At 73.1% G+C, this 24,499-nt stretch carries 23 protein-coding genes; 12 read left to right on the forward strand and 11 right to left on the reverse strand.

Translation table 11 applies throughout. The annotated features are described in order from the left end of the window. Window positions 1–49: 49 nt before the first annotated feature. The 9 genes from ACIP9D_RS07480 to ACIP9D_RS07520 all read left to right on the forward strand — a co-directional run bounded on the left by ACIP9D_RS07480 (window position 50) and on the right by ACIP9D_RS07520 (window position 12,265). Window positions 50–877: an ABC transporter permease gene (locus ACIP9D_RS07480; RefSeq protein WP_350867854.1), complete on the forward strand. Its 828-nt coding sequence runs from the start codon at window positions 50–52 to the stop codon at window positions 875–877. A gap of 2 nt (window positions 878–879) precedes the next feature. Continuing rightward, on the forward strand, window positions 880–1,626 hold the full coding sequence (locus ACIP9D_RS07485; protein WP_350867853.1) for an ABC transporter ATP-binding protein: 747 nt from the start codon (window positions 880–882) through the stop codon (window positions 1,624–1,626). Next, window positions 1,623–3,695 carry a DUF5941 domain-containing protein gene (locus tag ACIP9D_RS07490; protein ID WP_350867852.1) on the forward strand — a complete coding sequence of 691 codons (2,073 nt, stop codon included), beginning with the start codon at window positions 1,623–1,625 and terminating at the stop codon, window positions 3,693–3,695. The genes ACIP9D_RS07485 and ACIP9D_RS07490 overlap by 4 nt, the downstream gene beginning before the upstream one ends. A 16-nt stretch (window positions 3,696–3,711) precedes the next feature. Continuing rightward, on the forward strand, window positions 3,712–5,922 hold the full coding sequence (locus ACIP9D_RS07495; protein WP_350867850.1) for a bifunctional glycosyltransferase family 2 protein/CDP-glycerol:glycerophosphate glycerophosphotransferase: 2,211 nt from the start codon (window positions 3,712–3,714) through the stop codon (window positions 5,920–5,922). Window positions 5,923–6,071: 149 nt separating this feature from the next. Next, a complete protein-coding gene (locus ACIP9D_RS07500) occupies window positions 6,072–7,376 on the forward strand; it encodes an ABC transporter ATP-binding protein (RefSeq protein ID WP_350867848.1) in 1,305 nt (434 codons plus the stop codon). A gap of 66 nt (window positions 7,377–7,442) precedes the next feature. Then, a complete protein-coding gene (locus ACIP9D_RS07505) occupies window positions 7,443–8,429 on the forward strand; it encodes a hypothetical protein (protein ID WP_350867846.1) in 987 nt (328 codons plus the stop codon). A 194-nt stretch (window positions 8,430–8,623) separates the two neighbouring features. Then, on the forward strand, window positions 8,624–9,088 hold the full coding sequence (locus ACIP9D_RS07510; RefSeq protein WP_350867844.1) for a DUF4442 domain-containing protein: 465 nt from the start codon (window positions 8,624–8,626) through the stop codon (window positions 9,086–9,088). A 55-nt stretch (window positions 9,089–9,143) separates the two neighbouring features. Continuing rightward, complete coding sequence (locus tag ACIP9D_RS07515; protein ID WP_350867842.1) at window positions 9,144–9,896, forward strand: beta-phosphoglucomutase family hydrolase; 753 nt, start codon at window positions 9,144–9,146, stop codon at window positions 9,894–9,896. Continuing rightward, window positions 9,893–12,265 (forward strand): glycoside hydrolase family 65 protein, encoded by a 2,373-nt coding sequence (locus ACIP9D_RS07520; protein WP_350867840.1) that lies wholly within the window; start codon window positions 9,893–9,895, stop codon window positions 12,263–12,265. Before ACIP9D_RS07515 ends, ACIP9D_RS07520 begins: the two co-directional genes overlap by 4 nt. Before the next feature lie 95 nt (window positions 12,266–12,360). Here ACIP9D_RS07520 and ACIP9D_RS07525 read toward each other — a convergent pair whose 3' ends face one another. Beyond that, complete coding sequence (locus ACIP9D_RS07525; RefSeq protein ID WP_350867838.1) at window positions 12,361–12,561, reverse strand: hypothetical protein; 201 nt, start codon at window positions 12,559–12,561, stop codon at window positions 12,361–12,363. 276 nt (window positions 12,562–12,837) lie between these two features. Here ACIP9D_RS07525 and ACIP9D_RS07530 point away from each other — a divergent pair, with 276 nt between their 5' ends. Further along, complete coding sequence (locus ACIP9D_RS07530) at window positions 12,838–13,494, forward strand: dienelactone hydrolase family protein (protein WP_350867837.1); 657 nt, start codon at window positions 12,838–12,840, stop codon at window positions 13,492–13,494. Window positions 13,495–13,559: 65 nt separating this feature from the next. Here ACIP9D_RS07530 and ACIP9D_RS07535 read toward each other — a convergent pair whose 3' ends face one another. Continuing rightward, entirely contained in the window at window positions 13,560–14,714 is a 1,155-nt protein-coding gene (locus ACIP9D_RS07535; RefSeq protein WP_350867835.1) for an AI-2E family transporter, read from the reverse strand. Between the two features lie 293 nt (window positions 14,715–15,007). On the opposite strand from ACIP9D_RS07535, the gene ACIP9D_RS07540 reads away from it, so the two are divergent. Further along, window positions 15,008–15,178, forward strand: coding sequence for an antitoxin (locus ACIP9D_RS07540; RefSeq protein ID WP_400449603.1), 171 nt, complete (start codon window positions 15,008–15,010; stop codon window positions 15,176–15,178). 62 nt (window positions 15,179–15,240) lie between these two features. On the opposite strand, the gene ACIP9D_RS07545 is transcribed toward ACIP9D_RS07540, so the two are convergent. Then, the gene (locus ACIP9D_RS07545) at window positions 15,241–16,128 is read right to left on the reverse strand and encodes an aminoglycoside phosphotransferase family protein (RefSeq protein WP_350868800.1); all 888 of its coding nucleotides are present in this window, start codon (window positions 16,126–16,128) and stop codon (window positions 15,241–15,243) included. Window positions 16,129–16,235: 107 nt separating this feature from the next. Here ACIP9D_RS07545 and ACIP9D_RS07550 point away from each other — a divergent pair, with 107 nt between their 5' ends. Next, window positions 16,236–17,594, forward strand: a complete 1,359-nt coding sequence (locus tag ACIP9D_RS07550; RefSeq protein ID WP_350867831.1) for an FUSC family protein — start codon at window positions 16,236–16,238, stop codon at window positions 17,592–17,594. Between the two features lie 9 nt (window positions 17,595–17,603). Here ACIP9D_RS07550 and ACIP9D_RS07555 read toward each other — a convergent pair whose 3' ends face one another. From ACIP9D_RS07555 to eccB, 8 genes are all read right to left on the reverse strand, one after another. Next, window positions 17,604–18,266 carry a C39 family peptidase gene (locus ACIP9D_RS07555; protein WP_350867829.1) on the reverse strand — a complete coding sequence of 221 codons (663 nt, stop codon included), beginning with the start codon at window positions 18,264–18,266 and terminating at the stop codon, window positions 17,604–17,606. Between the two features lie 322 nt (window positions 18,267–18,588). Continuing rightward, a complete protein-coding gene (locus ACIP9D_RS07560) occupies window positions 18,589–18,996 on the reverse strand; it encodes a TIGR03618 family F420-dependent PPOX class oxidoreductase (RefSeq protein ID WP_350867827.1) in 408 nt (135 codons plus the stop codon). 31 nt (window positions 18,997–19,027) lie between these two features. Further along, entirely contained in the window at window positions 19,028–19,369 is a 342-nt protein-coding gene (locus tag ACIP9D_RS07565; RefSeq protein ID WP_350867825.1) for a YkvA family protein, read from the reverse strand. Between the two features lie 85 nt (window positions 19,370–19,454). Then, window positions 19,455–20,252, reverse strand: coding sequence for a hypothetical protein (locus ACIP9D_RS07570; RefSeq protein WP_350867823.1), 798 nt, complete (start codon window positions 20,250–20,252; stop codon window positions 19,455–19,457). A gap of 255 nt (window positions 20,253–20,507) precedes the next feature. Continuing rightward, window positions 20,508–20,819, reverse strand: coding sequence for a hypothetical protein (locus ACIP9D_RS07575; protein WP_350867821.1), 312 nt, complete (start codon window positions 20,817–20,819; stop codon window positions 20,508–20,510). Between the two features lie 248 nt (window positions 20,820–21,067). Then, entirely contained in the window at window positions 21,068–22,351 is a 1,284-nt protein-coding gene (locus ACIP9D_RS07580) for a WXG100 family type VII secretion target (protein ID WP_350867820.1), read from the reverse strand. Further along, on the reverse strand, window positions 22,344–22,712 hold the full coding sequence (locus ACIP9D_RS07585; protein ID WP_350867818.1) for a hypothetical protein: 369 nt from the start codon (window positions 22,710–22,712) through the stop codon (window positions 22,344–22,346). The genes ACIP9D_RS07580 and ACIP9D_RS07585 overlap by 8 nt, the downstream gene beginning before the upstream one ends. 105 nt (window positions 22,713–22,817) lie before the next feature. Further along, a complete protein-coding gene (gene eccB / locus ACIP9D_RS07590; RefSeq protein ID WP_350867816.1) occupies window positions 22,818–24,386 on the reverse strand; it encodes a type VII secretion protein EccB in 1,569 nt (522 codons plus the stop codon). Window positions 24,387–24,499 lie beyond the last annotated feature (113 nt).

Below are 24,499 nucleotides of genomic sequence, written 5' to 3' on the forward strand. Positions count from 1 at the left end.
CGTTCACCGACTGCTAACCTGTCGTCCGTTTCGAAGGCGGGAGGCGGCGGTGACCTCTGGCGTCGCGGCGTTGTGGTCGCACCGCAACTCCCTGCGCATCCTGGTCAAGCGCGACCTTGCGGTCAAGTACCAGCAGTCCGTGCTCGGCTACTTCTGGTCACTGATCGAGCCGCTCGGCATGGGGGCGATCTACTGGTTCGTCTTCGGCGTCCTCTACTCCCGGGACACCGGACGGCACCTGGGCGACGCGGCCGAGTCGTACCCCCTCTTCCTGATCACCGGGATCTTCGCCTGGATGTGGACCAGTTCGGCGTTGAGCGAGGCGACCAACGCGCTCACCGGCCAGTCACGGTTGATCACCACGATGAACGTGCCCCGGCAGGTCTTCCCGATCGGCCGGGTCACCGGCCGGTTCGCCGAGTACGCCGCCGGCCTGCCGATCCTGATCGCCGTCGCGCTGGTCTACGCCGCGCACGGCCGGGTCGAGCTGGGCTGGTCGCTGCTGGCGCTGCCGCTCGCGGTGGCCGTCCAGGGCACCCTGCTGATCGGGCTGGCCCTGCTGCTCTCCGCCTTCAACGTGCTGATGCGCGACGTCGAGCGGTTCATGCGCCTCATCATCCGGGTGCTCTTCTACGCCACGCCGATCATCTATCCGCTGAGCCTGGTCCGGGAGTCCGACCTGCCCGGCTGGCTGAAGGTGGGGTACGAGCTGAACCCGCTGGTCGGCATCTTCCAACTGCACCACTCGGTCTGGTATCCGGACGAGTTCCCGGACGCGCGGCTGCTCGCCACCACCGTCGTCGGCAGCCTGCTGGTGCTGGCCGCCGGCTGGTGGTCGTTCCGCCGGCTCGAACCCGCCGTGCTCAAGGAACTGTAGAGATGGCCGACCCGATCATCGAGGCGGACGGGCTCGGCATCCGGTTCGTCCGCAACCGGCGCCGCCAGCTGCGGCTGCGCGAGCTGTTCATCCATCGCGGCGGGCGCAACGCCCCGGCTGGCCAGTTCTGGCCGCTCCGCGACGTGTCGTTCCAGATCAACGCCGGCGAGACGGTCGGCGTGATCGGCCGCAACGGCACCGGCAAGAGCACCCTGCTGCGGCTGATCGCCGGGGTGCTGATCCCGGACGAGGGAAGCATCCAGGTCCGCGGCGACGTCGCGCCGCTGCTGGAGCTCTCCGCCGGGTTCTCCAACGACCTGAGCGGGCGGGAGAACCTGCACCTGGTCGGCGGCCTGCACGGACTCTCGGCCGGCTACCTGAAGCGGCACTTCGACGAGATCGTCTCGTTCGCCGGCGAGCAGGTGGAGCGGGCCATCGACACGTCGGTGCGGCACTACTCGTCCGGGATGAAGGTACGGCTCGGCTTCGCGATCATCTCCCACCTGCCGCACCCGATCCTGCTGATGGACGAGGTGACCGCGGTCGGCGACGCGGAGTTCCGCAAGAAGTGTTACGCGACGATTGATCGTCTGCTCGGGGAGGGGCGCACGCTGGTGCTGGTGTCACACAACGAAAAGGACCTGACCCGGTTCTGCCGTCGGGGGCTCTACCTCGACGCGGGCCGGTTGACGCTCGACGGCACCATCGCCGAGGCGCTCGACGCGTACCACGCCGCGGTTCCGCGGTGATGCTCGCGATCGTGCTCGCCGCCGGCACGCCCGCGGCGGGCCTGAGCACCGCGACCGGCGAGCCGCTGGCCGACCGGCTCGCCGCCCAGTTGCGCCGCGCCGGCGCGGACCAGGTGCGCTTCGCCGCCGACCTCGACGAGCTGGCCGGGCTCGCCGACTCCGCCACCGGGCCGCTGCTGGTCACCGGCGCCGACCTGGTCGCGCACACCGCCGTACTGCGGCATCTGGCCACCAGCCCGGTGGGGCCGACGGTGGCGCTGGTGCTCACCGACCCGCCGGTACCCGGCCGGACCGCGGTGCGCGAGGAGCGCGGCCAGGTGGTCGTCGCCGGCCCGGTCGGCGCGCTCGACGGCGACGCCACCGGCGTCTTCGGCGGCGCGCTGCGGGTCGGCGTGGACGACCTTCCGAATCTCGGCGCCGCCGCCCGGGCCGCGGCGGCCGGCGTGCTGCCCGTCGCCACGCCGCTCGGCCCGGCCGGGGACGTGGCGCCGCTGCCCATGGCCGGCGGGGGCGGATCTCCCGCGTCGGTCGCCGCGGGTGGCCCTGGCTCCGCGGTGGACCGGCTCTTCGCCGGGCTCACCGCGCTCGGCACGCTGGTCTTCGCCCAGCGGGTACGGCTGCTCGTCGCGCACCGGGTCGCCGACGCGGCCGGGTTGGCCACCGCCGAGGCGGCGGTGACCGCGGTCGACGAGGACCGGGCCGAGCTGCGACTCTCGGTGAAGGAGCGGGACGACTTCTTCTCCACCTACTTCGTCAGCACCTGGTCGCCGTACGTGGTGCGGTTGGCGGCCCGGCTGCGGCTCACCCCGACCGGAGTCACGGTCATCTCGGTGCTCTTCGCGCTGGCCGCCGCGGTGCTGTTCGGCGTCGGCGGCCGGTTGGCGCTGGTCGGCGGGGCGGTGCTGCTCTACCTCGGCTTCGTGCTGGACTGCGTGGACGGTCAGCTGGCCCGGTACACCCGCAACTTCAGCGCCTGGGGCGGCTGGCTGGACACCATGGCCGACCGGGCCAAGGAGTACCTGGTCTACGCCGGTCTGGGCTTCGGGGTGGCCCACGCCGGGCTGGGCAACGGCTGGGCGCTGGCGATCGCCGCGATGACCCTGCAGACCGTGCGGCACATGACCGACACCTGGTACGGGGTGCTGCACGACGAGGCGGCGCGCCGGCCGCGTACCGCCGGTGGCGGCGGTGGCGGCATCGGTGACCGGCTGAACGCCGCGTCAACCCGGGTGCAGGCGGACACCGGTTCGCTGTCGTACTGGCTGAAGCGGACCGTGGTCTTCCCGATCGGCGAGCGGTGGGCGTTGATCGCGCTGACCGTGGCGCTGTTCAACCCGCTGGTCAGCCTGGTCGCGGTGCTGGTCTGGGGCACGCTGGCGTTCGCGTACACCGGTGCGCTGCGTACCCTGCGGGCGCGCTGGATGTGGGTTCCGGTGCTGGACACCGTCGACGCCACACTGCACCGCGACGACGGGCCGCTGGCCGTCCGGCTGCCGGTGGTCCGCCCGATGGGGCCGCTCACCCTGGCCGTGATCGCGGCGCTCGGTCCGGCGGCCCTGCTGGTCGCGGCGCTGGTGTCCGCGTACGGCGACGGCTCGGCCACCGGGCTGCGCTGGTGGCTGCCGGTGGCCCTGCTGGTGCTGCTCGTCGGCGGCCTGGGTGCCCGGGCGGCGCACAACGGCCCGCTGGACTGGCTGGTACCGGCGGCGCTGCGGGCCGGCGAGTACCTCTTCGCGATCACCGTCGGGGTGGTCGGGGACGTCCCGCCGTGGCTGATCTTCGGCTACGTCTTCGTGCTCACCGTGCACCACTACGACCTCACGGCCCGGCTGGAGAAGCGGCAGGCGGCACCGCCGTTGCACGACGCCACGCTGGGCTGGGAGGGGCGCTCGGTGCTGCTGGCCCTGGCGGCAATCGTCGGGTTCGCGGGTATCGGGATGGCTACACTCGGTACGTACCTTCTCGTGGTTTTTGTGGCGAGCGTCGTCCTGGCCTGGGTCGTCCTGCCGGCCCGCGCGGCGCGGGCGTCGGCGGTCCCGGTGCGGACGGGAGGCGGCGCGCCGGGCTGACGGAGGGGAAGGCCGGATGACCCTGATCAGCTTCGTCGTTCCGGCCTTCCGGGTGCAGGGCTACCTGCGCGAGTGCCTCGACTCGATCCTCGGCCAGCCCTTCACCGACCTCGAGGTGATCGGGGTCGACGACTGCTCGCCGGACGACAGCGGCGAGATCATCGCCGAGTACGCGGCGCGTGACCAGCGGGTCCGCCCGGTCCGGCTGACCGAGAACGCGGGGCTCGGTCCGGCCCGCAACATCGGGCTGGACCGGGCCACCGGCGAGTACGTCTGGTTTGTCGACGGAGACGATTGGCTGGCACCGGACTGCCTGCCGGAGGTGGCCGCCCGGCTGCACGCCACCCGACCGGACGTGCTGCTCGTCGACCACGTCCGGACCCACTGGAACGACACCGTGACCCGCAGCGCGATGCGCGAGGTCTTCCCCGAGCCGCCCGGGGAGGGGACGTTCCGGCTGCGTGAGCGGCCGGCGGCGATGCGGCTGCTGCACACCGCGTGGAACCGGCTGGTCCGCCGGAAGTTCCTGCTCGATCTCGGTCTGCGCTTCGAGCCCGGCTGGTACGAGGACGTGTCGTTCAGCTACCCGGTGCTGATGGCCGCGGACCGGATCGGCGTGCTGGACCGGGTCTGTGTGAACTACCGGCAGCGTCGGGCCGGGGCGATCACCCGGACCCGGGGTGACCGGCACTTCGAGGTGTTTCCGCAGTGGCACCGGGTGTTCCAGCTGATGGAGCGCTGGGGTCCGGCCGTCGACGAGCTGCGCCCGGCGGTCTTCGAGCGGATGATCTGGCACTACCTGACCGTGCTCGGCAACGGGCAGCGGATCGCCCCGGAGCTGCGTCCGGCCTTCTTCGCCCAGATCACCGCCGACTACGCCCGCTGGCTGCCGGCCGGCGGCTACCCGGCGCCGGACGGGGTGGAGGGGCTCAAGCACCGGCTGGTCGCGGCCGGTCGATGGCGGACGTTCAGCGCGTTGCGCGCCGCCAACCGGGCCCGCGACGCCGCCCGGCGATCGGCGCGGACCGCCAAGCGGCGGGTGACGCCGGTGGCCCGCCGCAACGCCCGTCGCGCCCGCGACGTGCTGTTCCGGGAGTACTACCGGGCGGAGCTGCGCCGCCCGATCGACCCGTCGCTCGCCGTCTACGCCGCGTACTGGTACCGGGGGTACGCCTGCAATCCGGCGGCGATCCACGAGACGGCCCGCCGGCTGGCGCCGGAGATCCGCGGCGTGTGGATCGTCCGCCGGGACCGGGTCGACACCCTCCCGCCGGGGGTGGAGTACGTGGTGGCCGGGACCCCGGCCTACTACCGGATGCTCGCCCGGGCCCGCTGGCTGGTCAACAACGTCAACTTCCCGGACTTCGTCCGCAAGCGGCCCGGTTCGGTGCACGTGCAGACCCACCACGGCACGCCGGTCAAGGTGATGGGGCTCGACCAGCAGCGGTACCCGATCGGCGCCGGACGGATGGACTTCGCCGGCCTGCTGCGCCGGGTGGACCGCTGGGACTACAGCATCACCTCGAACAGCTTCTCCACCCAGATGTGGGACCGGGCGTACCCAGCCACGTACACCACGCTGGAGGTCGGCTACCCGCGCAACGACCGGCTGGTCACGGCGACCGCCGAGGACGTGTTACAGCTCCGCGCGGAGCTGGGGATCGGCCCGGCCGAGCAGGTGGTGCTGTACGCGCCGACGCACCGCGAACACCTGGCGCGCTACCGGCCGCCGTTCGACCCGGACCGGTTCCTGGAGGCGCTCGGGCCGTCCGGCCGGTTGCTGATGCGTAGCCACTACTTCCACGACCGGGATCGCCGCCCGCGTCGGCCGGCCGAGCGGGAGCGGATCCACGACGTCAGCTCGCACCAGCGGGTGGAGGACCTGTACCTGGTCGCCGACGTGCTGGTGACCGACTACTCGTCGGCGATGTTCGACTACGCGGTCCTGGACCGGCCGATCGTGCTCTACGCGCCGGACTGGGAGGCGTACCGGCTGGCCCGGGGGGTCTACTTCGACGTGACCGAGGAACCGCCGGGCGCGGTGGCGCTGACCTTCGCCGACCTGATCGAGCTGTTCCGGAGCGGCGAGGTCCGCTCGGAGTCCGCGGCCAAGGCGCGACAGCAGTTCCGGGCCCGGTTCTGTGCGCTGGACGACGGGCGGGCGGCGGAGCGGGTGGTCCGCACGGTCTTCCTCGGCGAGCCGGTGGAGGCGCGCCGTTCCTGCTGACGTCCGCCCGCGAGGGGATAGTCGGTGTTCGATGAGGTCGTAACAGGACCGTCACTGACTGAACATGGCACGTTTACCCGATGTGCGGGGGGCATGATCTTGGTCACAGTCATTCGGGGGGTTCGTCGGACGAGCTGGGGGAGGTGACGGTGTCAACCGTCGCGCTCAAGGATGTCACCAAGGTCTTCAAGGACGGCACAGTCGCGGTCGACAGCATCAACCTCGACGTCACCGACGGTGAGTTCATGGTGCTGCTCGGCCCGTCCGGCTGTGGAAAGTCGACGGTGCTGCGGATGATCGCCGGCCTGGAGGACCCGACCAGCGGGGCCATCCTGCTCGACGGCGAGCTGGCCAACGACCTGTCGCCACGGGACCGGAAGATCGCCATGGTCTTCCAGGACTTCGCGCTCTATCCGCACATGACCGTCGGCGACAACATCGCCTTCCCGCTGCGGCTGGCCGGGATGGAGCCGGAGCCGCGCGGCGAGCGGGTCAGCGACGTGGCCAGCGCGCTCGGCATCGGCGACGTGCTCGGCCGCCGACCGGGCCAGCTCTCCGGCGGGCAGCGCCAGCGGGTGGCGATGGGCCGGGCGATCGTCCGCCGTCCCGGGCTCTTCCTGATGGACGAGCCGCTGTCCAACCTCGACAGCGGGCTGCGCGCCGAGCTGCGCGCGGAGATCTCCGGGCTGACCCGCGAGCTGGGAGTCACCACCATCTACGTCACGCACGACCAGGCCGAGGCGCTCACCATGGCCGATCGGGTGGCGATCATGCGCCGCGGCGTCCTCCAGGACGTCGGCACCCCCACCCAGGTGTACGGCCGCCCGGCCACCCTCTACGTGGCCGCGTTCCTCGGCAGCCCGCGAATGAACCTGCTGGAGGCGTCGGTCTACGTCCACCTCGACCGGTACGTCACGCTCACCCTCGGCGAGCAGGCGCTCTACCTGCCGTGGGACGACATCCGCAGCCGGGCGGTGGCGCACTACCACGGCGAGCGGATCGTGGTCGGGATGCGGGCCGAGGCCCTCACCCCGGTGGCGCCGGACAGCCCGGGCGACGTGCTGCACGGCCGGATCCGCTACCTGGAGCACCACGGTCACGAGTCGCTGGCCTTCCTCGACATCGGCGCGACCGCGATCGTGGTCGACGAGATGGGCAGCCGGGGTGGCAACACCCTGGACGCCGGCCAGCGCGGGCTGCGCCGGTTCGGCCAGGTGATGCAGCGCTTCGCCAGCAAGCCGACGGACGCCGCCACGGAGCCGGCCGCGCGTGGCACCCGGACGAGCGTGCTGCCCGACCCGGGGCGGCACCATCGGCGCCCGGCCGAGTTGGCGGTGCGCCTCGCTCCCTACCCGGCGGTCTCCACGGGGCACCCGCTCTCCGTCCGGGTACGCATGGACGCTTTGCACTTCTTCGACGAGCGGGGCGATCGCATCGACGTGGGGTGGCGCTGAATCGAACCGGTGCCCTACGGTTCGGCGACCGGAGTCCACATGGCAACAACCGAGAGGGGTGCGCCCGTGTCGGGTGACCGTCCGAATCCGCTCGTCATCGAGCGCATCCTGCGTGACCGCGAGGGCATCTGGCAGCAGATCGTGGCCGAGCGCGACCTGAACGCGCTGACCGGCCGGATGCTGGCCAGCTCCGCGATCGCGCTGGCCTGCTACGGCGCTGTGCTCGGCGCATTCCACAGCCCCCTGATGGCGTTGACCTCGGCGGTGAAGCTGCCGCTGCTCTTCCTGGTCACGTTGGCCATCTGTCTGCCCACGCTCTACCTGTTCAACCTGGTCTTCGGTGCCCGCCTCTCGGTACGCCAGTCGCTGGCGCTGGTGATGGTGGCGATCACGGTCACCGCGATGCTGGCCGTGGCGTTCGCCCCGATCAGCCTCTTCTTCCTCATCACCGCCCCCGACTACGGCTTCTTCAAGCTGCTCAACGTCGCGATCCTGACCCTCTCGGCGTTCGTCGGGCTGCGCTTTCTGACCGGCGGCATGCAGGTGCTCAACCAGCACGGCCTGCTCGCTCCGGCCGAGCCGGCCGCCGCCCCCGTGGCCGTACCGGCCGCTTCCCCGGTGGCCGTACCGTCGGCGCCGGCCGCCGTCGAGCCGGCCGCCGTCGAGCCGGTTGCCGTGCCGGCGGGCGTGGCCGCGAACGGCGCGACCGCGAGCGGGTTGGACGGGCCCGCGCCCGCTCCGGCGATCCCCGCGCAGGCGGTCGGCCCGCAGCCCGCGGTCGTCCCCGCGTTCCCGCCGGGGATGGCGCCGCCCGGCTACGCGTCGCCGCAGCGGCCCTGGGTCACCCCGCCGGTCCGCCGCGTCGAGCCGAGCCAGCGGCCGGCGAGCATGACCCTGCTCTACATCTGGATCCTGCTCTTCGGCTTCGTCGGCACCCAGCTGGCCTGGACCCTGCGCCCGTTCTTCGGCGACCCGGAGCAGGATTTCGCCCTCTTCCGCAGCATCGACGGCAACTTCTACGCGGAGATCCTGCGCACCATCGCCAACCTCTGACGCACACTCCGGGCGCGGCGCTGCCGCAGCTTGTCGATCATGCAGTTGTGGTGGGAGGAATGGGGCCGCTCGCCCCTTTCGTCAGGCACCACAACTGCATGATCGACGGGGTGGACGGGGGTGGAGCCGGGCAGAGCGGGGTGGGGGTCGGGGAGGTCTTGCTCTGGGAAATTACTGGCGAGTAGCGTCGGGGCATGTCCATCGACTCACGCCAGGTGGCGGCCGGGATGCTCGAGGCCGTGCCGTTCGCCCGCACACTCGGCTTCGAGTTCGTCGAGGTCGCCCCGGAAGCCGACGGTGGGGTCCGGGCGGTCGTCCGGCTGCCCGACTCGCCGGACACCCACAACCATGTCGGCGGCCCGCACGCCGGCGCCATGTTCACGCTCGGCGAGACCGCCTCCGGCGCGGTGGTGCTGGCCGCGTTCGGTCAGCTCCTCGACCGCGCGGTGCCGCTGGCCGTCCGGGCCGAGATCGCGTACCGCAAGCTGGCCATCGGGCCGGTGCGCGCCACCGCCCGGCTGGGACGCCCGGCGTCCGAGGTGACCGCGGAGCTGGAGTCCGGCCGGCGGCCGGAGTTCCCGGTCGAGGTCGAGATCAGCACCGAGGACGGCACGCCCACCTCGGCGATGACGGTGATCTGGACGCTGCGCCCGCAATAGCCCCAGGCAGGCGGAAACGGGTTTGCCGGGCCGATCGGGTGGTTAGATTCGTACCGTGCTGGGCCTACCTGCTCACGTGACCGCCTGTCTCTTCGATCTGGACGGTGTGCTGACGCAGACCGCCCGGGTGCACAACGCCGCCTGGACCGAGACGTTCGACGCGTTCCTGCGCCACCACGCCGCCGCCACCGGTGTGCCCTACCAGCCGTTCGATCCCGGCCCGGACTACAACCGGTACGTCGACGGCCGCCCCCGGGCGGACGGGGTGCGCACCTTCCTCGCCTCCCGCGGGATCGTGCTCCCCGAGGGCGCGCCCGACGACCCACCGGACGCCGACACGGTGAACGGGGTCGGCAACCGCAAGAACGTCCTGCTGCTGGAGCACCTGCGCACCCACGGCGTCGACGTCTACCCGGGCTCGGTGGCGTACCTGAAGGCGGTCGCCGCGGCGGGGCTGCGCCGGGCCGTCGTCACGGCCAGCGCCAACGGCCGGGAGGTGGTGGCCGCCGCCGGCCTTGAGCCGCTGCTCGAGGCCCGGGTGGACGGGCTGGTCGCCCGCGCCCAGGGGCTGCGTGGCAAGCCTCACCCGGACTCCTTCCTGGCCGGGGCGAAGCTGCTCGGCGTCGAGCCGGCCCAGGCCGTGGTCTTCGAGGACGCGCTCGCCGGGGTGGCCGCCGGGCGGGCCGGCGGCTTCGGCTACGTGGTCGGGGTCGACCGGGTCGGCCAGGCCGACGAGCTGCGCGCGCACGGCGCCGACGTGGTCGTCACCGACCTCGCCGACCTGCTGAACGAAGGGCACACCGCGTGATCAGGGAACGCGCCTATCCGGTCGATCCGTGGCACGTCCGGGAGATCCGGCTGGACATGGACGTGCTGGCTCAGTCGGAGTCGGTCTTCGCCCTCTCCAACGGGCACATCGGGCTGCGCGGCAACCTGGACGAGGGAGAGCCGCACGGTCTGCCCGGGACGTACCTGAACTCCTTCTACGAGCTGCGGCCGCTGCCGTACGCCGAGGCCGGCTACGGCTTTCCGGAGTCCGGCCAGACCATCGTCAACGTCACCAACGGCAAGCTGCTCCGGCTGCTGGTCGACGACGAGCCGCTGGACGTCCGCTACGGCGAGCTGCTGTCCCACGAACGGACCCTCGACATGCGCGCCGGCACCCTGCACCGGGAGTTGCACTGGCGCTCGCCGGCCGGCCGCGAGGTCAAGGTCCGCAGCACCCGGCTGGTCTCGTTCACCCAGCGGGCGGTGGCCGCGATCAACTACGAGGTCGAGGCGGTGGAGGGCCCGCTGCGGCTGATCGTCCAGTCCGAGCTGGTGGCCAACGAGTCGCTGCCGGCGCAGAGCCGGGACCCGCGGGTGGCGGCGGTGCTCGAGTCGCCGCTGCTGGCCGAGGAGGAGCTCACCACCGAGGACGGCGGGCTGCTCGTGCACCGGACCAAGGTCTCCGGGCTGCGGGTCGCCGCCGCCATGGACCACGAGGTGTACGGCCCGGACCGCACCACCATCGAGTCCGAGGGGTACGAGGACTGGGTCCGCACCACGATCGGCTGCGTGCTCAAGCCGGGCGAGAAACTGCGGGTGGTCAAGTACCTGGCCTACGGCTGGTCCAGCCGCCGTTCCCTGCCGGCGCTGCGCGACCAGGTGGGCGCGGCGCTGGCCGCCGCCCGCCTGGACGGCTGGGAGGGTCTCTGCCGCGAGCAGCGGGAGTACCTCGACGAGTTCTGGGACGCGGCGGACGTGCGGGTCGAGGGCGACCCGGAGATCCAGCAGGCGGTCCGCTTCGGGCTCTACCACGTGCTCCAGGCCGGCGCGCGCGCCGAGCGTCGGCCGATCGCCGCGAAGGGGCTGACCGGCCCGGGGTACGACGGGCACGCGTTCTGGGACACCGAGATGTTCGTCCTGCCGGTGCTCACGTACACCCAGCCCAGCGCGGTCCGCAACGCGCTCTACTGGCGGCACGCCACGCTCAACCAGGCCCGGGAGCGTGCCGAGACGCTGAACCTGAAGGGCGCCGCGTTCCCCTGGCGGACCATCGAGGGGCCGGAGTCGTCCGGCTACTGGCCGGCGGGTACCGCGGCGTTCCACATCGCGGCCGACATCGCCGACGCGCTGCGCCGCTACGTCCTGGTCACCGGCGACACCCAGTTGGAGCAGGAGATCGGGCTGGAGCTGATGGTGGAGACCGCCCGGCTGTGGCGCTCCCTCGGCCACCACGACCGGCACGGGGTGTTCCACATCGACGGGGTGACCGGGCCGGACGAGTACACCGCGGTGAAGAACGACAACATCTACACCAACCTGATGGCGCAGCGGAACCTCATCACCGCGGCTGAGCTGGTCGGGCGCTACCGGGACCAGGCCACGCACCTCGGCGTCACCGACGAGGAGGCGGCGAGCTGGCGGGACGCGGCCGCCTCCATGCACCTGCCGTACGACGAGGAGGTCGACGTCCACCAGCAGGTGGAGGGGTTCACCCGGCTCCAGGAGTGGGACTTCGCCTACACGCCGGCGGAGAAGTATCCGCTGCTGCTGCACTACCCCTACTTCGACCTGTACCGCAAGCAGGTGATCAAGCAGGCGGACCTGGTGCTCGCCATGCACTGGCGGGGCGACGCGTTCACCCCGGAGCAGAAGGTGCGCAACTTCCTCTACTACGAGCGCCGGACGGTGCGGGACTCGTCTCTCTCCGCCTGCACCCAGGCGGTGCTCGCCGCCGAGGTCGGCCACCCGGAACTGGCGCACAGCTACCTGCGCGAGGCCGCGCTGATGGACCTGCACGACCTGAACGAGAACACCCGCGACGGCGTACACATGGCCTCGCTGGCCGGCGCCTGGATCGCCCTGGTGTCCGGCATGGGTGGCCTGCGGGACCACGACGGCATGCTCTCCTTCGCGCCCCGGCTCTCCAGCAAGCTCAGCCGGCTGGAGTTCTCGTTGCAGTGGCGCGGGCTCCGGCTGCGAGTGGATGTCCGGCCGCACCAGACCACCTACGCGCTTCGCCACAGCGATCCGGACGACGTCGTGGAGCTGCGGCACCACGACGAGACGATCCGGGTCACCCCGGGCGAACCGGTGACCGTGCCGGTGCCGCCGGCCCATCCGGCCGGTCCGCCTCCGGAGCAGCCGCCCGGCCGGGGCCCGCTGCTCCGGCTGCCGGAGACCGAGCCGTGACCGGCGAGTGGTCCGTCGGGCGTCGGCGGGCCCGATGACGTACGCGGCCGGGGCGGGTTGCTCCCGCCCCGGCCGCCGCACACATCGCATTCAGCTCAGACGGGGTCTCCGGTGGACGGGCGGCCCGCGGCGTCGCGGGGTGCCATCGCCCGCGGATCGTCGGCGGTACGCGCGTGGGCCGCGTTGTCCGCCCAGTCCTTGTTGCGCTCGGCTGCCTGCAGCCGGCCCTCCTCCTCGGACCTCTGCTGGTGCCGGGACGCCTGTTGCTGCCGGGATGTCTGCCGCTGCTGGGCCATGGTGATCCTCGCGATCCGTCGGGGCGCACACTGCGCCGACACGGTCTGCGGTCGCTTGTCGGCTACCCGACCCGCCCGTCGACAAACTCGGCCCGGTGGCCCGGTGGCCCGGGTTTCGGTCGGCGGACCCGGCGGGGACGATGTGGTGGCGTGGTGCCTCGGGGCCGGTGTGACGGCGGTGGCTGGGACGGGCTGACCGGCGCCACGCGTGCGGCGGGTCGGCCGGGGTATGCGCAGCGCAGCCGGCGAACCGGCCGGCGGGCTGGAGGTCGGGGCATGGACGTGCGGAGCAGTGCGGTGACGGTCCCGGTCGGGGACGCGGGGCTCCCGGCCGATCTGGTGCTCCCCGCCGACCCGGCCGGGGTGGTGCTCTTCGCGCACGGTAGCGGCAGTTCCCGGCACAGCCCGCGGAACGTGGCGGTGGCCCAGGTGTTCAACCGGCAGGCGCTCGGCACCGTGCTGGTCGACCTGCTGACGCCGGAGGAGGACGAGGTGGACGCCCGCACCGCCGAGCTCCGCTTCGACATCGGGCTGCTCGCCGGCCGGCTCGCGGCGATCGTCGACTGGCTGGCCGCCGAGCCGGCGACGCGCGGGCTGCCGATCGGTCTCTTCGGTGCCAGCACCGGCGCGGCTGCGGCGCTGGTCGGTGCGGCGGCCCGGCCCGATCAGGTACGCGCGGTGGTTTCCCGGGGCGGCCGGCCCGACCTGGCCGGTGCCGCCCTCGCCGCGGTACGCGCGCCGACGCTGCTGCTGGTGGGTGGCCTGGACGAGCAGGTGATCACCTTGAACGAGCAGGCCCGCGACGCCCTGCCCGGCCTCGTTGAGCTGCGCGTGGTGCCCGGCGCGACCCACCTCTTCGAGGAGCCGGGCACCCTCGACCAGGTCGCCGACGCCGCCACCGCCTGGTTCGCCACCCATCTGCCCGGGTCCTGACCCGCCCGCTCTCGTCCGGGGTCACCGCCCAGCTCGACCGCTGATCCGCCCGGCCAGCTCCAAGATCAACCCGGCTGGCCGGCCGGGGCGGGAGGCGGGGTCGGGGTCGGGGGTGGGGTCGTGCGGCGGTGTTGTTGGACGGTGTCGATGACGCGCCAGACGACGGCCGTGATCGGCACCGAGACGAAGGCGCCGGCGATGCCGGCGATCAACGTGCCGGCGGTGACCGCCACCAGGATCACCGCCGGGTGCAGCCGGACCTGCCGCTTCATGATCAGTGGTTCCAGCAGGTTGCCCTCGATCTGCTGCACGGCGATGACCGCGGCCAGGGTGAGCAGCGCCGTGGTCGGCCCGTTGGCGGCGAGCGCCACCAGCACCGCCACCGCGCCGGCCACGGTGGCGCCGATGATCGGTATGAACCCACCGAGGAAGGTGATCAGCGCGAGCGGCAGCGCCAGCGGCACGCCGAGCAGCACCAGCGCCAGTCCGATGCCGATCGCGTCGATCGCCGCGATCATCATCGTCCCTCGGCTGTACGCGCCGAGCGTCCGCCAGCCCATCCGGCCCGCCTCGGCCGTCACCTGGCGGTTGGGGCCGGTCGTCCGGGTGAGCACCCAGTTCCACATCGTCCGGCCGTCCTTGAGCAGGAAGAAGAGCAGCACCAGGGCGAGCAGCGCGGAGCCGGCCACCTCGGCGGCGGTCCGGGCACCGGCCACCGGGTCGAGCGAGCTCTGCCCGAAGCCCTGCCGGGCCTGCTCGATCATCCGGTCCAGCTGCTGGTCGGTGACCGGCAGAGTGGAGGTGACGAAGTCGCGGGTACGGCCCAGTCCCTGCGACAGCTCCTGCCGTAGCTCGGTGAACTGGCTGGCGGTCAGGTCCCAGACCAGCACGCCCACACCGACCAGGACACCGACCAGCAGCAGGATGCTCAGCAGCGCGGCCAGTGACGCGGGCAACCGGAGCCGGCGGAGCAGGAGCAGCACCGGATCGAGCAGCGCGGCCAGGAAGATGGTGGCGGCCAGCGCGATCGCCAGCGGTGCCAGCAGCATCGCGATCCGGCCGAGCAGGTACAGCCCGGCGACGATGACGACCAGACAGGCGCTCCACACCACCGCCGAGCGGACCAGCCAGGGCAGCCCGGCCCAGGCTTGTCGGGGGGCGTTGCCGGCTCGGCCGATCACCGGCCCGCCGGGCGTCCGCCCGGCATCGTCCTCGTCCACCTCGGCCCTCCTCGATCGCTGGCGGGCAGGTACCCGGCCGGCGTCATCCCGACACCCGCCCGGGCGATCTGCGCTGTCCCGGACGGCGCGCGGATCGCGGTGACGGCAGGGTGGAAATCGACTGTGGACGCTCTGGCTGGCCCGGTCTGGGTGCCGATGCGCTGCACGGTGGTGCGGCGTACCGCTCGGCTGCCGCCGTCCCGTATCGACGGGATGACTGGTGTTTGCGGCGCTCGGCCGAGGGAAGCCAGCAGATCCGACCCGGAACCGAGGAGGACGTCGTGGGCGACTTCATGGACAAGGCCAAGGACATGGCGGACAAGCACGACAAGCAGGTCGACCAGGGGATCGAGAAGGCCGGCGACGCGGCCGACAAGCGCACCGGCGGCAAGTACGACGAGCAGATCGACAAGGGTGTCGACCAGGCGCAGGCGCGTACCGGCGAGGGCGACCAGGTGCGCTGACCGGTGGAGCTGTCCCGGGCCGCCGGCGACGGCCCGGGACCGTCCGGTTCGGACGGCGTGGCCTACTGCGCCGAGTCGAGCAGGGCGCCGAGGGTGTGTCGCGCGACGCCGGCCATCACCGGGTTGGTCTCGACGTAGTACGGCAGTGCCCCGATGGCCTGGGCCAGGGCCCAGCCGCGCCCGCGTACCCAGGTCGCGTCGTCGACGGCGAGGGCCCGCCGGTAGGCCTCCCGGCCGAGAGGTGGCAGTAGGTTCCACGCCGGCATGAGGTCCAGGGCGGGGTCGCCGACGCGGACCGCGCCGAGGTCGATCACCGCGGCCAGCCGGCCGTCGCGTACCAGCAGGTTGCCCGGCATGAGGTCGCCGTGCAGCCACACGTCCGGCCCGTCGTGGGCCGGCGAATCCAGACAGGTGGCCCAGATTTCGGCGAGCCGGACGGTGTCCACCAGATGGGTGCTCGCGGCCAGGTACTCGCGGACGTACCGGTCCTGGGTGTGCAGCGGCCCGCCCCGGCCTCGGCCGTTCCACGTCGCGCCGCCGGTGTCCACCCCGCGCAGGGCGGCGACGAATCCGGCGAGGTCGCGCGCGAACGCGACCGGGTCACCGATGGTCGAGCGGCTCGCGGTCTCGCCGGGGATCCAGCGGTACGCCGCCCAGCGGCCCGGGTAGCCCGGCCCGGGATCACCCAGAGCCAGCGGTTCGGGAACGGGCAGGGGTACGCGGCCGGCGAACCGGAGCGCGCTGGCCTGCTCGTCGACCAGCTCGTCCCACAAGTCGGGGCCGGGCTGCAACGGAAAGCGCAGGACGATCTCGTCGCCGAGCCGGAACAGCGCGTGCACGGTGCCGTGCGAGACGATCGGGCGTACGGGGTGGTCGGCCCAGTGCGGAAACTGGGCGGCGACCAACGCGGCGACGACGTCGACGGGGACGTCGACCTGGTCGGCGTGCATTCTCACCGGCTGATCCTGCCCCGGGGCGTTGACGAGGGGCGAGCGGTTTTCCGCCGCTCTGCCGGTGCCCGCGCGATTCACCCGGGCCGGGTGGGGTAACCGCCGCCATGGCCGACGATCGTCCCGCCACGGAGCCCGAGCGGTCCTCGCTCGGCGACGTTGCCGAGCGGGGCGGCCAGCGGATGGAGGAGGCCCGGCGACGCGGTGGCGAGGCGGGCAAGATCCGGCTGCGCCAGCTGGAGATCACTCTCGTGATCGCGTTGCAGTCGGGGCTGGCGGCCGCGCTCGCGGCCCTGATCGCGCAGAACCTGCTCGGCCCGGGCGCGCACGTCTTCGCCCCCGCCGCGGCGGTCGCCACCATCGCCAGCGCCATCGGTCAGCGGGCCCGCCGCACCTTCGAACTGCTGGGCGGGGTGGGGCTCGGTGTCATCATCGGGGACCTGCTGCGCGCCGGGCTCGGCAGCGGCCCCTGGCAGACCGGGCTGGTGGTCGGGTTGGCGATCGCCACCGCGCTGCTGGTGGCCGGCCGGGGAGGTCAGCTGGTCGGCCAGGCGGGCGGTACCGCCGTCCTGATCTCCACGCTCGCCCCGATGGAGCGTGGGCTCGAGCTGCCGCGGATCTTCGACGCCCTGGTCGGCAGCATCGTCGGCCTGGTGGTGGTCGCGCTCCTGGTGCCGGTCAACCCGATCCGGGTGCTGGACCGGGCCGCCGCGCCGGTGTACGACGCGGTCGGCGGCCAGCTCCACGAGCTGAGCGCCGCGCTCCGCCGCCGGGACGCCGAAGGGGCGGTCCAGGTGCTGGAACGGGTGCGCTCGCTCGACGGCGACATCGGCCGGTTGAACGAGGCGCTCAGTGGCGCGGACGAGGTGGTGACCCTGGCGCCGATTCGCTGGCACCGCCGGGAGCAGTACCACCAGTACGCGCGCAGCGCGGAGCACCTGGAACGGATGGCGCTGGACACCCGTGCGCTCGCTCGATGGTCGGCGACCGCCCTTCAGTACCAGGAACCGGTTCCGGATGAACTGACCGCCGCCATCGCCCGACTCGGCGACGCTGTCCGGGCCATGCGCCAGGAGTGTCGGGCGGGGGAGCAGCCAGGTCAGGCACGGTCGCTCACCCTGGAGGCGGCCAATCTCGCCGGCCGGGCCTGGGCGCAGGGGGTCCGTACCTTCGGCGACGCGATCGTCACCGGCCTCCGTACGGCCGCCAGTGACCTGCTCCGGTCCGGCGGCTGCGAGCCGGAGGAGGCCAACCGGCTGGTGCGGACGGCCGCCGGTGCCGGTGAGCGGGCCATCCATCCGCCGCTGCGCCGCCAACTGCAGCGGACCGCCCGGCAGAACTTCGTCACCGGCGCCGGGGCGCGGGTTCGTCGGGCGAAGCGCCGGAGCACGCTGCGCGGTCGTTCGGGTCGGGCCCGGGAGAACAGCCGGGCCGGGCTTCCCGGTAGGGGAGGCCCGGCCCGGTGAGGCCTCGGGTCAGGAGGAGTAACCGCGCTCGGCGATCCAGTTGGCGACCTTGCCGAGGGGCATCCAGTACTCGCCGTCGGTCGGGTCGGCCGGGTCGGCGATCTGGATGGCGTCCCCACCGTCGCGGTAGCCGACCAGGGTCAGGTAGTGGCCACCCTCGTACGAGTGCGGGATGCCGTTGACGTCCACGGCGGTGCCCTTGACGTTCGCCACCACCGGTCGCCCGGCGTCCAGCGCGTTCAGCACGTCGGTGCGAAGCCGCTCGACCTGCTCCGGCTTGGCCACCGAGTCACGGATCTCGGTGGTCTTGTACTTGCCGCCGGTCAGCGCGTTGAGCACCCGGGTGGTGTCCTCGGCCGAGTCGGTGCCGGCCTCGGTGGTGCCCAGCAGCGCCGCGACCTCGTCCTGCGAGATCGCCTTGCCCTGCGCCGAGAGCGCGATCCGGGTGGCGGCGGGACCGCAGTAGTAGAAGTTCGGCTGGGCCTGGTAATCCACGCCCACCGTCCGCTCGGCCCGCCGGTCGTGCTGGCCGCCCTTGTCGGACTGGGTGGACGTCGCCGGGCCGGTCTGGACCGGGGCGGCCTGGGCGGCCACCGCGGGGCCCAGCACGCACCCGCCGGCGACCAGCAGGCCGGCGACGGAGAGGCCGCTCTTGTGCAGGATGGGATTCATGCGTCGGGCTCCAATCGGGGGGTTTGTCGCCTCCGGTGGGAGGCGGGCAAGCACCAGGACAGGCGCTCGGCTCATCAGCTGAACGACACCCGGGCGCCGTCGCGTCCCGGGGGTACCGGGGGATGTAACGGCCCTGCTCCGCCCGGCATTCCACCGCTCAACCACCCCGGCCTGCGGCGTCTGGACCACTAGACCACCCCACCCCACCCGCCCCTCCCGTCCCGGTGATCAAGAGCTTCGCGTCACCGGAAACGGGATTCCTGACGCAGATCTCTTGATCAACTGCTCAGGGAACGGACAGTGCGGACATCGGGGGCTGGGGTTACAGGCTGCCCAGGAGGCGGGTCACGGTGATCTCGATGACCACCCGGGCCGGGTTCGGGCGGGGGGTGCGGTAGCGCTCGGCGTACCGGCGCTCCGCCTCGGCGACCGCGGCCGGATCGGCGCGGACGACCGCCCGGCCCTCGATGGTGAGCCAGCGCCGGCCGTCGACGTGACAGACGGCCACCGGGGCGCCCTGCGGGCCGGCTGCGGCGACGTGATCGGCCTTGCGGGAGGTGCCGGAGGTGATGACCCGGGCCAGGCCGGCCGCCGGGTCGAGGGTCACCCCGATCGGCACCACGTGCGGGGTACCGTCCGGACGCAGCGTGGTCAGCGTGGCGAGGTGCCGCTCCCGGCAGAAGGCGGCGACGCGCTCGTCGCGTATGTCCAGTCGATGCGCGCCCGACATGCTCGTCCCCTGTCTCCCGGTGCCGGGCCGATCATGGCACGCGCCGGCGGGCCCGCCCGGACTCCGGGGGCGCGTCCGGCTGCCCGGGCAGCCGGCGGGCGGCCGCGCGGCGCTGGTGGGCCAACCGAGTGAGATAGATCAACGCACCGGCCAGCACACCCATGTCGTCCAGGTAGATCGGGTCGGGCAGCACGTCGACCGGGAAGATCGTGTAGATCAGGGCACCGTAGAAGGCGACCTTGCCGCTGCCGCCGAGCGCGGTGAGCATCCGGCGGGCACGGACCACCCGGATCGCCAGCAGCACGGCGCCGACCAGCGTGGCGACCGCCACGATGCCGGCGATCACGACGACGATCCACGCCTCCCGGGACATGCGGTCACGCTAACCCAACTCGACCAGGCCGGCCGGGCAGCCGCCGGTACGCCGCCCGGAGGTGTCGGGGCTCCGGCCCCGCCGATCAGTACGCCGGCACCGCGGCCCGGCCGCGCGCCACGACCTGGTTCTCCCGGGTCTGCTGTTCGACCGGGCGCGCGACCTCGCTCAGCGGCAGCACCGACAGCTGCTCCTCGACCCGACGACCGGTGGCGGCGAACGCCTCGTCCCGCAGGCTCCGCGCGGACGCGACCGCCAGCTCGGCGGCCCGCCACGCCGTCTGCTCCTGCTCCCGGGCCGCCTGATGCCGGGCGAACAGGTTGTCGCGTACCGCCCGCCGCAGGACCAGCTCCTGCTCCACCGGGTGCAGTCGCGGGTCCCAGCCGTTGCGGTGCGCGAAGACGTCGCTGAGCTGCTCCACCGACAGCTCCCGCCGCCAGTACGCGTCCAGTGCGGCCCGGTGCAGGTAGCGCTCGCGATCGACGTACTCGGCCGGGGTGCGGACGGTGCGCGGCAGCGGCATCGCCGTGGCTGCGGCGAGCCGGCGGACGTCAGCCTCGGCCGCCTCGTACGCCTGCCAGGCCTTCTCGACCGACTCCTGCGCCGCGAGCCACTCTGCCCGGCGACGCTGCGCGGTGGCGGTGGCCCGCTCCGCGGCGACCGCGACCTCCGCGGCGTACCGGACCTGTTCCCGCTCCTCCTGGACCTGTTCGAGCTGGCTCGGCATGGCCGCCCGCCGGATCCGGGCGGCAGTGTCGGTGCGGAGCCGGCCCGGTCGCAGCAGCAGGGCGGCGACGGTGACGGCCACCACGGCGAGCAGGCTCAGCCAGATCACGGCGGCCCGGGACACGTCGGGCAGTACGGCGGAGAAGACGGTCTGCATCAGCTGCACCTCGCGGTTGATTGTCGGGAGTGGACGAGATGACCCGCTATAGGTAAAGGGACGATGGGGGCGTAAACCGACACGTTGCCGTGGGGCGTGAGCCGCCCGACAAAGGGCGCGTCGGCTCGCCGGAAGGCGTGGACCGCCGGAGACGGAGCGGCTGCCGGCCGGGGGGTCGGTTGCCCGATCAGCGCGATCGGCGAACCCGCGGCGGATCAGTGCGGCCGACAGCCGCCGGGCGGTCTGGCCCCGGGGTCAGGAGAGCGGAGGGCCGCGTCGGCCCGGAGCGCCGCGGCCCGCGTCGGTGGCGACGGCCGGAGCGAAGGTCGACGGCACGATGCCGGTCGGGGCGGTGACGATGCGCTGGCCGGTCGGCCGCCGCGACGGAGCGGCGAGGTCGGCCAACCGCTCGACGGACGGCGCGGCCTCGGGTCGCAGTGCCTCGACCTGGCTGCTCACGGCGCTCGAGCGGACCTGGGCGACCGGTGGCGCGGCCAGCGCCGGCACCGTTGTGGCCCCGCCGAAGCCGACGGTCAGCGCGAGCGCGGCAACGGCAAAGCGGGTCATCTCGCGCAGAGAACGCAGCGTGGCCCGCCAGACGGGACGAGCGGACGCTACGGACAGCACGTCACCAACCTATCGCCCGTGGCGGAGCAGCGCAGCGGGGCGAACCGGATCAGGCACGTGACCGAGCCCACCCTGTCCGGTGTGGACTCGCGCCCGGCCGGCGGTTGACCAGCAGGTCGTTCCGGCAGCAAACGACTGCGGCCCACCTGGAAGTCCGGGTGGGCCGCAGCGGTGTCTCGGGAGGTGGGTCAGTCGGTGGTGCCAAGCACCGACGGCGGGGCGTCCTTGCCGTCCTGCCAGACCATCTCGTCCTCGGTGAGCCAGGTCAGGCGCTCGTCGGACTCGTCCTCGTCGTGCTGGCCGTGCCCGCCGAGCACGCCCGGCCGGTTGGCTCCGGCGCCCCGCCCGCGGCCCACGCCCTGGCGGGCCGTCGCGGCCTCCCGGGCGCCGCCGTCGCCGCGCCGGCCGTCCATGCTCCGCCCCACGCCGCTGGCGGAACGGCCCTCCGCCGCGGCGGTGCCTCCGGTCGCACGGATGGAGGTCGTCGAGGAGCTGCTGGCCGAGCTGGCGAGGGCACCGGTGCCGACCACGCCGCCGGCGGATGCCCCGCCCGACGGGCCGAACAGGCCGGAACCGGCGCCGGCCGTCATGGTGCCGGCGCCGCCACCGGGCGCGCCGACGCCGGCCCCGGTCACCAGCGTGCCGCCGGCCAGCTCGCCGGCACCGGCCAGGGACGTCCCGACCTGGGGAACCGTGGTGCCGGGACCGGTCAGCCCGGTCGTTTCGGTGTCGGTGCCGCTCGGACCGGTCGGGTCTGCGCCGTGGCCGGTGTCGGGACCGCCGACGAGCCGGTCGGGGGTCGCCACCGTGGCGTCGCCGGTCTTCGGGTTGAGACCCTTGCTGTCGGGTGCGGCCGTCGGCGTGCTGACCTGCGGCCCGGTGCGCGGGGCCGAGCCGGTGCTGTCGACGGTGCCGGGGGTGTCGGGATCCGGCGGCGGCGGCGTGACGATCCGTCCGTAGGCGGAGAACTCGTAGCCGGCGGCCAGCTCGGCCACCACGTTGACCATGCGCTGGTGCGCCTTCTCCTGCTCTTCCTTGTCCTGCTGGTGGCCGATCAGCCCGCCGACCAACGCGCCGGGCACGCCGAAGACCGCGCCCTTGAGCGCCCCGTTGACCGCCTGGTCGTGGTCGTCGGTCTCCTCGGGGCTCTCGGCCTGCTTGTGTGCCGTCCGCAGCTGACCGGCCATCATGGTCAGTGCCTGCTGGACGTCGGCCATGCCCTCGCCCAGGGCGCCCGTGTGGTCGACGATCAGCGTCAGTCGCCGCTGGAACTCGTTTCCGGCCGAACCCGTCCAGGTGTTGGCCAGCTTGGCCAGGTCGCCGCTCAGGTCGCGGCCGAGGTCGTCGAGGATGCCCTTGAGCGAGGACCACTGCGCGGCGACACCGTCGATCTGCTCGGGCTTGCCGGCCATCAACCCGTTGTAGAGCTCCTGGTGGCTCACGCCCTGGTAGCGCTGGGTGTACTCAGACACGCGGCTCCCCCTCCGGCTTGAGCGCCTTGTCGACCCCGGTGAGCGCGGCCTCGATGTCGGTCGAGTTGGCGGCGTTGCGCGCCTCGGTCGTCCGGTAGTTGGCCAGGATCGTGCTGGTGCCCTGCTGCGCCGCCTTCACCGCCTGCCGGAGGCGCTCGGCCTGCTCGACGTAGGACTGGTGGACGTCGGAGTAGCGGCGAGCATTGCTGGTCGCGTCGAAGAACCCGCCCAGTGCCGGGGGCGAGCACTGCATCTCGGTGTTGAGCTTGCGCAACACCGACTCGACCTCGGTCAGCCGGTCGGCCAACCGCGAATGGAAGTCCTCAAGGGACAGCAGATCGACTTCCGTGCGCCCGGTCATGGCAACATCCCCGTCGTGCTAATCGACAACCGTTGGCCAGCATCAGGTTAGTCGACGGCAGCGACCCGGGCGACCCGCTGCCGCGCGGGCCGCCGAAAGGCCCGTTCAGCCACCCACCGCGGGCGCCCCGGACGACGGACCGCCGGTGGTGGCCGGTGACCCGGAGGGGGAGCTGCCGGGGGCCGGCGACCCGGCCGGCGATCCACTGGCGTCCGGTGTCGGCGAGCCGGTCGGCTGGTCCGACGAAACCGCTGCCGGGGCGCCGGGCTCGTAGACGGTCATCGCGTCGGCCCGTTCCAGCGTGGGCCCGGTGGGGATGAGCGCGAGCAGCGAGCCGGGCACCGCGAGCGGGACGACCCCGCCGTAGCCGAGCGCGGTCAGCGCGTCGCCGGAGCGGGTGCCGAGCGGGTACCGGATGCCCTGCGGGCTGATCAGGTAGACGGTCGAGCCGGGCGCGCCGGTACCGCTGCCGCCCGCGCCGGGCGCTGCCTGCACCAGCATGCCCTTTCCACCGGGCAGCAGCACCCGCTCGGCCGTGCGTACCGCGTCGCGGCCAGTCTGCCGGACCGGCAACGCAGCCGGGTCAGCGTTGGTCAGCTCCGCCGGGGCCCGGTCGAAGACCTCCACCGTGGTCACCGGGGGGCCGCCGCCGGCGCCCGCCCGGTACGTCGCGCAGAGCACCGTCTGGCCGTCCCGGACCGGGTGGAGGGCGGGCAGCGTCTGCGGCATGCCGACCTCCTCCACCCGCTGCTCGGTGTAGAGGCGACCGGCCTGGTCGGGGGTGATGTCGGTGACCTCGCCGCCGGTGCGCAGCAGCAGCAGCGCCGTCACCTCGCCGATCGAGACCAGGCCTTCCCGGGTGAGCACGTAGTGCTTGCCGGCGGCCCGGTAGACCTGCCCGACGCGGCCGGGCCGGCCGGCCACCGAGAGCCCGCTCTGCTCGCTCTCCCCGGCCAGAGCCGGCGCCCGTAGGGCTGGGCCGGCCGGCACCGCGTTGAGCAGTTGCTGGCCCACCCGGAGCGCCGGAGCGTCCGCTATCCGCAGCGCGGTGACCGTGCTGTCTCCGCCGACCACCTGCAACCGGAGGTCGTTGGTGAGCAGGTGCCGCTGACCGTCGACGTTGACCAGTACCGCCCGGTCGCCCAGCGGGGTGCCGCCGGGGATCGGGCGGTTGATCACCACCTGGGTTCTCGACCGCCGGGGGTCGGCCGGGTCGGGCACGTCGCAGACCGACCAGGGCAACCCGGTGAGTGACTTGCGGTCGGGCAGGGCGTCCGGGGCGCCGACGATGCCGACCGCCGCGCCGCGCGGCCGGTCCCGGATCGAGGCCTGCGACATCGTCCGGACCTGCGGGTCCGCCTCGTTGAGGATGAGCCGCGCCGAGGCGTAGTTGAGCGTCGGATACAGCTGACCCTCGACGAAGATGTAGGTGGCGCCGGTTTCCCGCTCGATCACCAGGGTGTTCGTCTCCAGCGGCGCCGTGTTTCCGGTGAACTGCCCGTACGCGCCCGCGCCGCCGAGCACCACGGCGGCGGCGATGACGCTGCCGAAGACAGCCATGCCGAGCCGACGCATCGGCAGGTTGCTGGTCTCCGGGTCGCCCGACAAGAGCGCGGAGACGATCCGGCGGGTGACGAACCGGTACGCCTGCACCTGATCGCGGCGGGTCCGCATGACTTACCTCCGGCGGGGTGGATCCGCGACGATCAGGTCCGGGTCGTGTCGCGGGCTTCCCTACGATAAGGGGCCGTCGACGGGTTACCGGGACCAGCGCCCGCGCTCGGCAG

It is taken from the genome of Micromonospora sp. NPDC093243 (assembly GCF_044753725.1).
Classification (GTDB): Bacteria; Actinomycetota; Actinomycetes; order Mycobacteriales; family Micromonosporaceae; genus Micromonospora.

What these genes read in the sequence shown, in the direction of transcription:
- ACIP9D_RS07485 (WP_350867853.1), top strand. Translation starts at nt 880, where the DNA reads ATGGCCGACCCGATCATCGAGGCGGACGGGCTCGGCATCCGGTTCGTC.
- ACIP9D_RS07495 (WP_350867850.1), top strand. Translation starts at nt 3,712, where the DNA reads ATGACCCTGATCAGCTTCGTCGTTCCGGCCTTCCGGGTGCAGGGCTAC.
- ACIP9D_RS07510 (WP_350867844.1), top strand. Translation starts at nt 8,624, where the DNA reads ATGTCCATCGACTCACGCCAGGTGGCGGCCGGGATGCTCGAGGCCGTG.
- ACIP9D_RS07525 (WP_350867838.1), bottom strand. Translation starts at nt 12,561, where the DNA reads ATGGCCCAGCAGCGGCAGACATCCCGGCAGCAACAGGCGTCCCGGCAC.
- ACIP9D_RS07530 (WP_350867837.1), top strand. Translation starts at nt 12,838, where the DNA reads ATGGACGTGCGGAGCAGTGCGGTGACGGTCCCGGTCGGGGACGCGGGG.
- ACIP9D_RS07540 (WP_400449603.1), top strand. Translation starts at nt 15,008, where the DNA reads ATGGACAAGGCCAAGGACATGGCGGACAAGCACGACAAGCAGGTCGAC.
- ACIP9D_RS07545 (WP_350868800.1), bottom strand. Translation starts at nt 16,128, where the DNA reads ATGCACGCCGACCAGGTCGACGTCCCCGTCGACGTCGTCGCCGCGTTG.
- ACIP9D_RS07550 (WP_350867831.1), top strand. Translation starts at nt 16,236, where the DNA reads ATGGCCGACGATCGTCCCGCCACGGAGCCCGAGCGGTCCTCGCTCGGC.
- ACIP9D_RS07555 (WP_350867829.1), bottom strand. Translation starts at nt 18,266, where the DNA reads ATGAATCCCATCCTGCACAAGAGCGGCCTCTCCGTCGCCGGCCTGCTG.
- ACIP9D_RS07560 (WP_350867827.1), bottom strand. Translation starts at nt 18,996, where the DNA reads ATGTCGGGCGCGCATCGACTGGACATACGCGACGAGCGCGTCGCCGCC.
- ACIP9D_RS07565 (WP_350867825.1), bottom strand. Translation starts at nt 19,369, where the DNA reads ATGTCCCGGGAGGCGTGGATCGTCGTCGTGATCGCCGGCATCGTGGCG.
- ACIP9D_RS07570 (WP_350867823.1), bottom strand. Translation starts at nt 20,252, where the DNA reads ATGCAGACCGTCTTCTCCGCCGTACTGCCCGACGTGTCCCGGGCCGCC.
- ACIP9D_RS07575 (WP_350867821.1), bottom strand. Translation starts at nt 20,819, where the DNA reads ATGACCCGCTTTGCCGTTGCCGCGCTCGCGCTGACCGTCGGCTTCGGC.
- ACIP9D_RS07585 (WP_350867818.1), bottom strand. Translation starts at nt 22,712, where the DNA reads ATGACCGGGCGCACGGAAGTCGATCTGCTGTCCCTTGAGGACTTCCAT.
- eccB (WP_350867816.1), bottom strand. Translation starts at nt 24,386, where the DNA reads ATGCGGACCCGCCGCGATCAGGTGCAGGCGTACCGGTTCGTCACCCGC.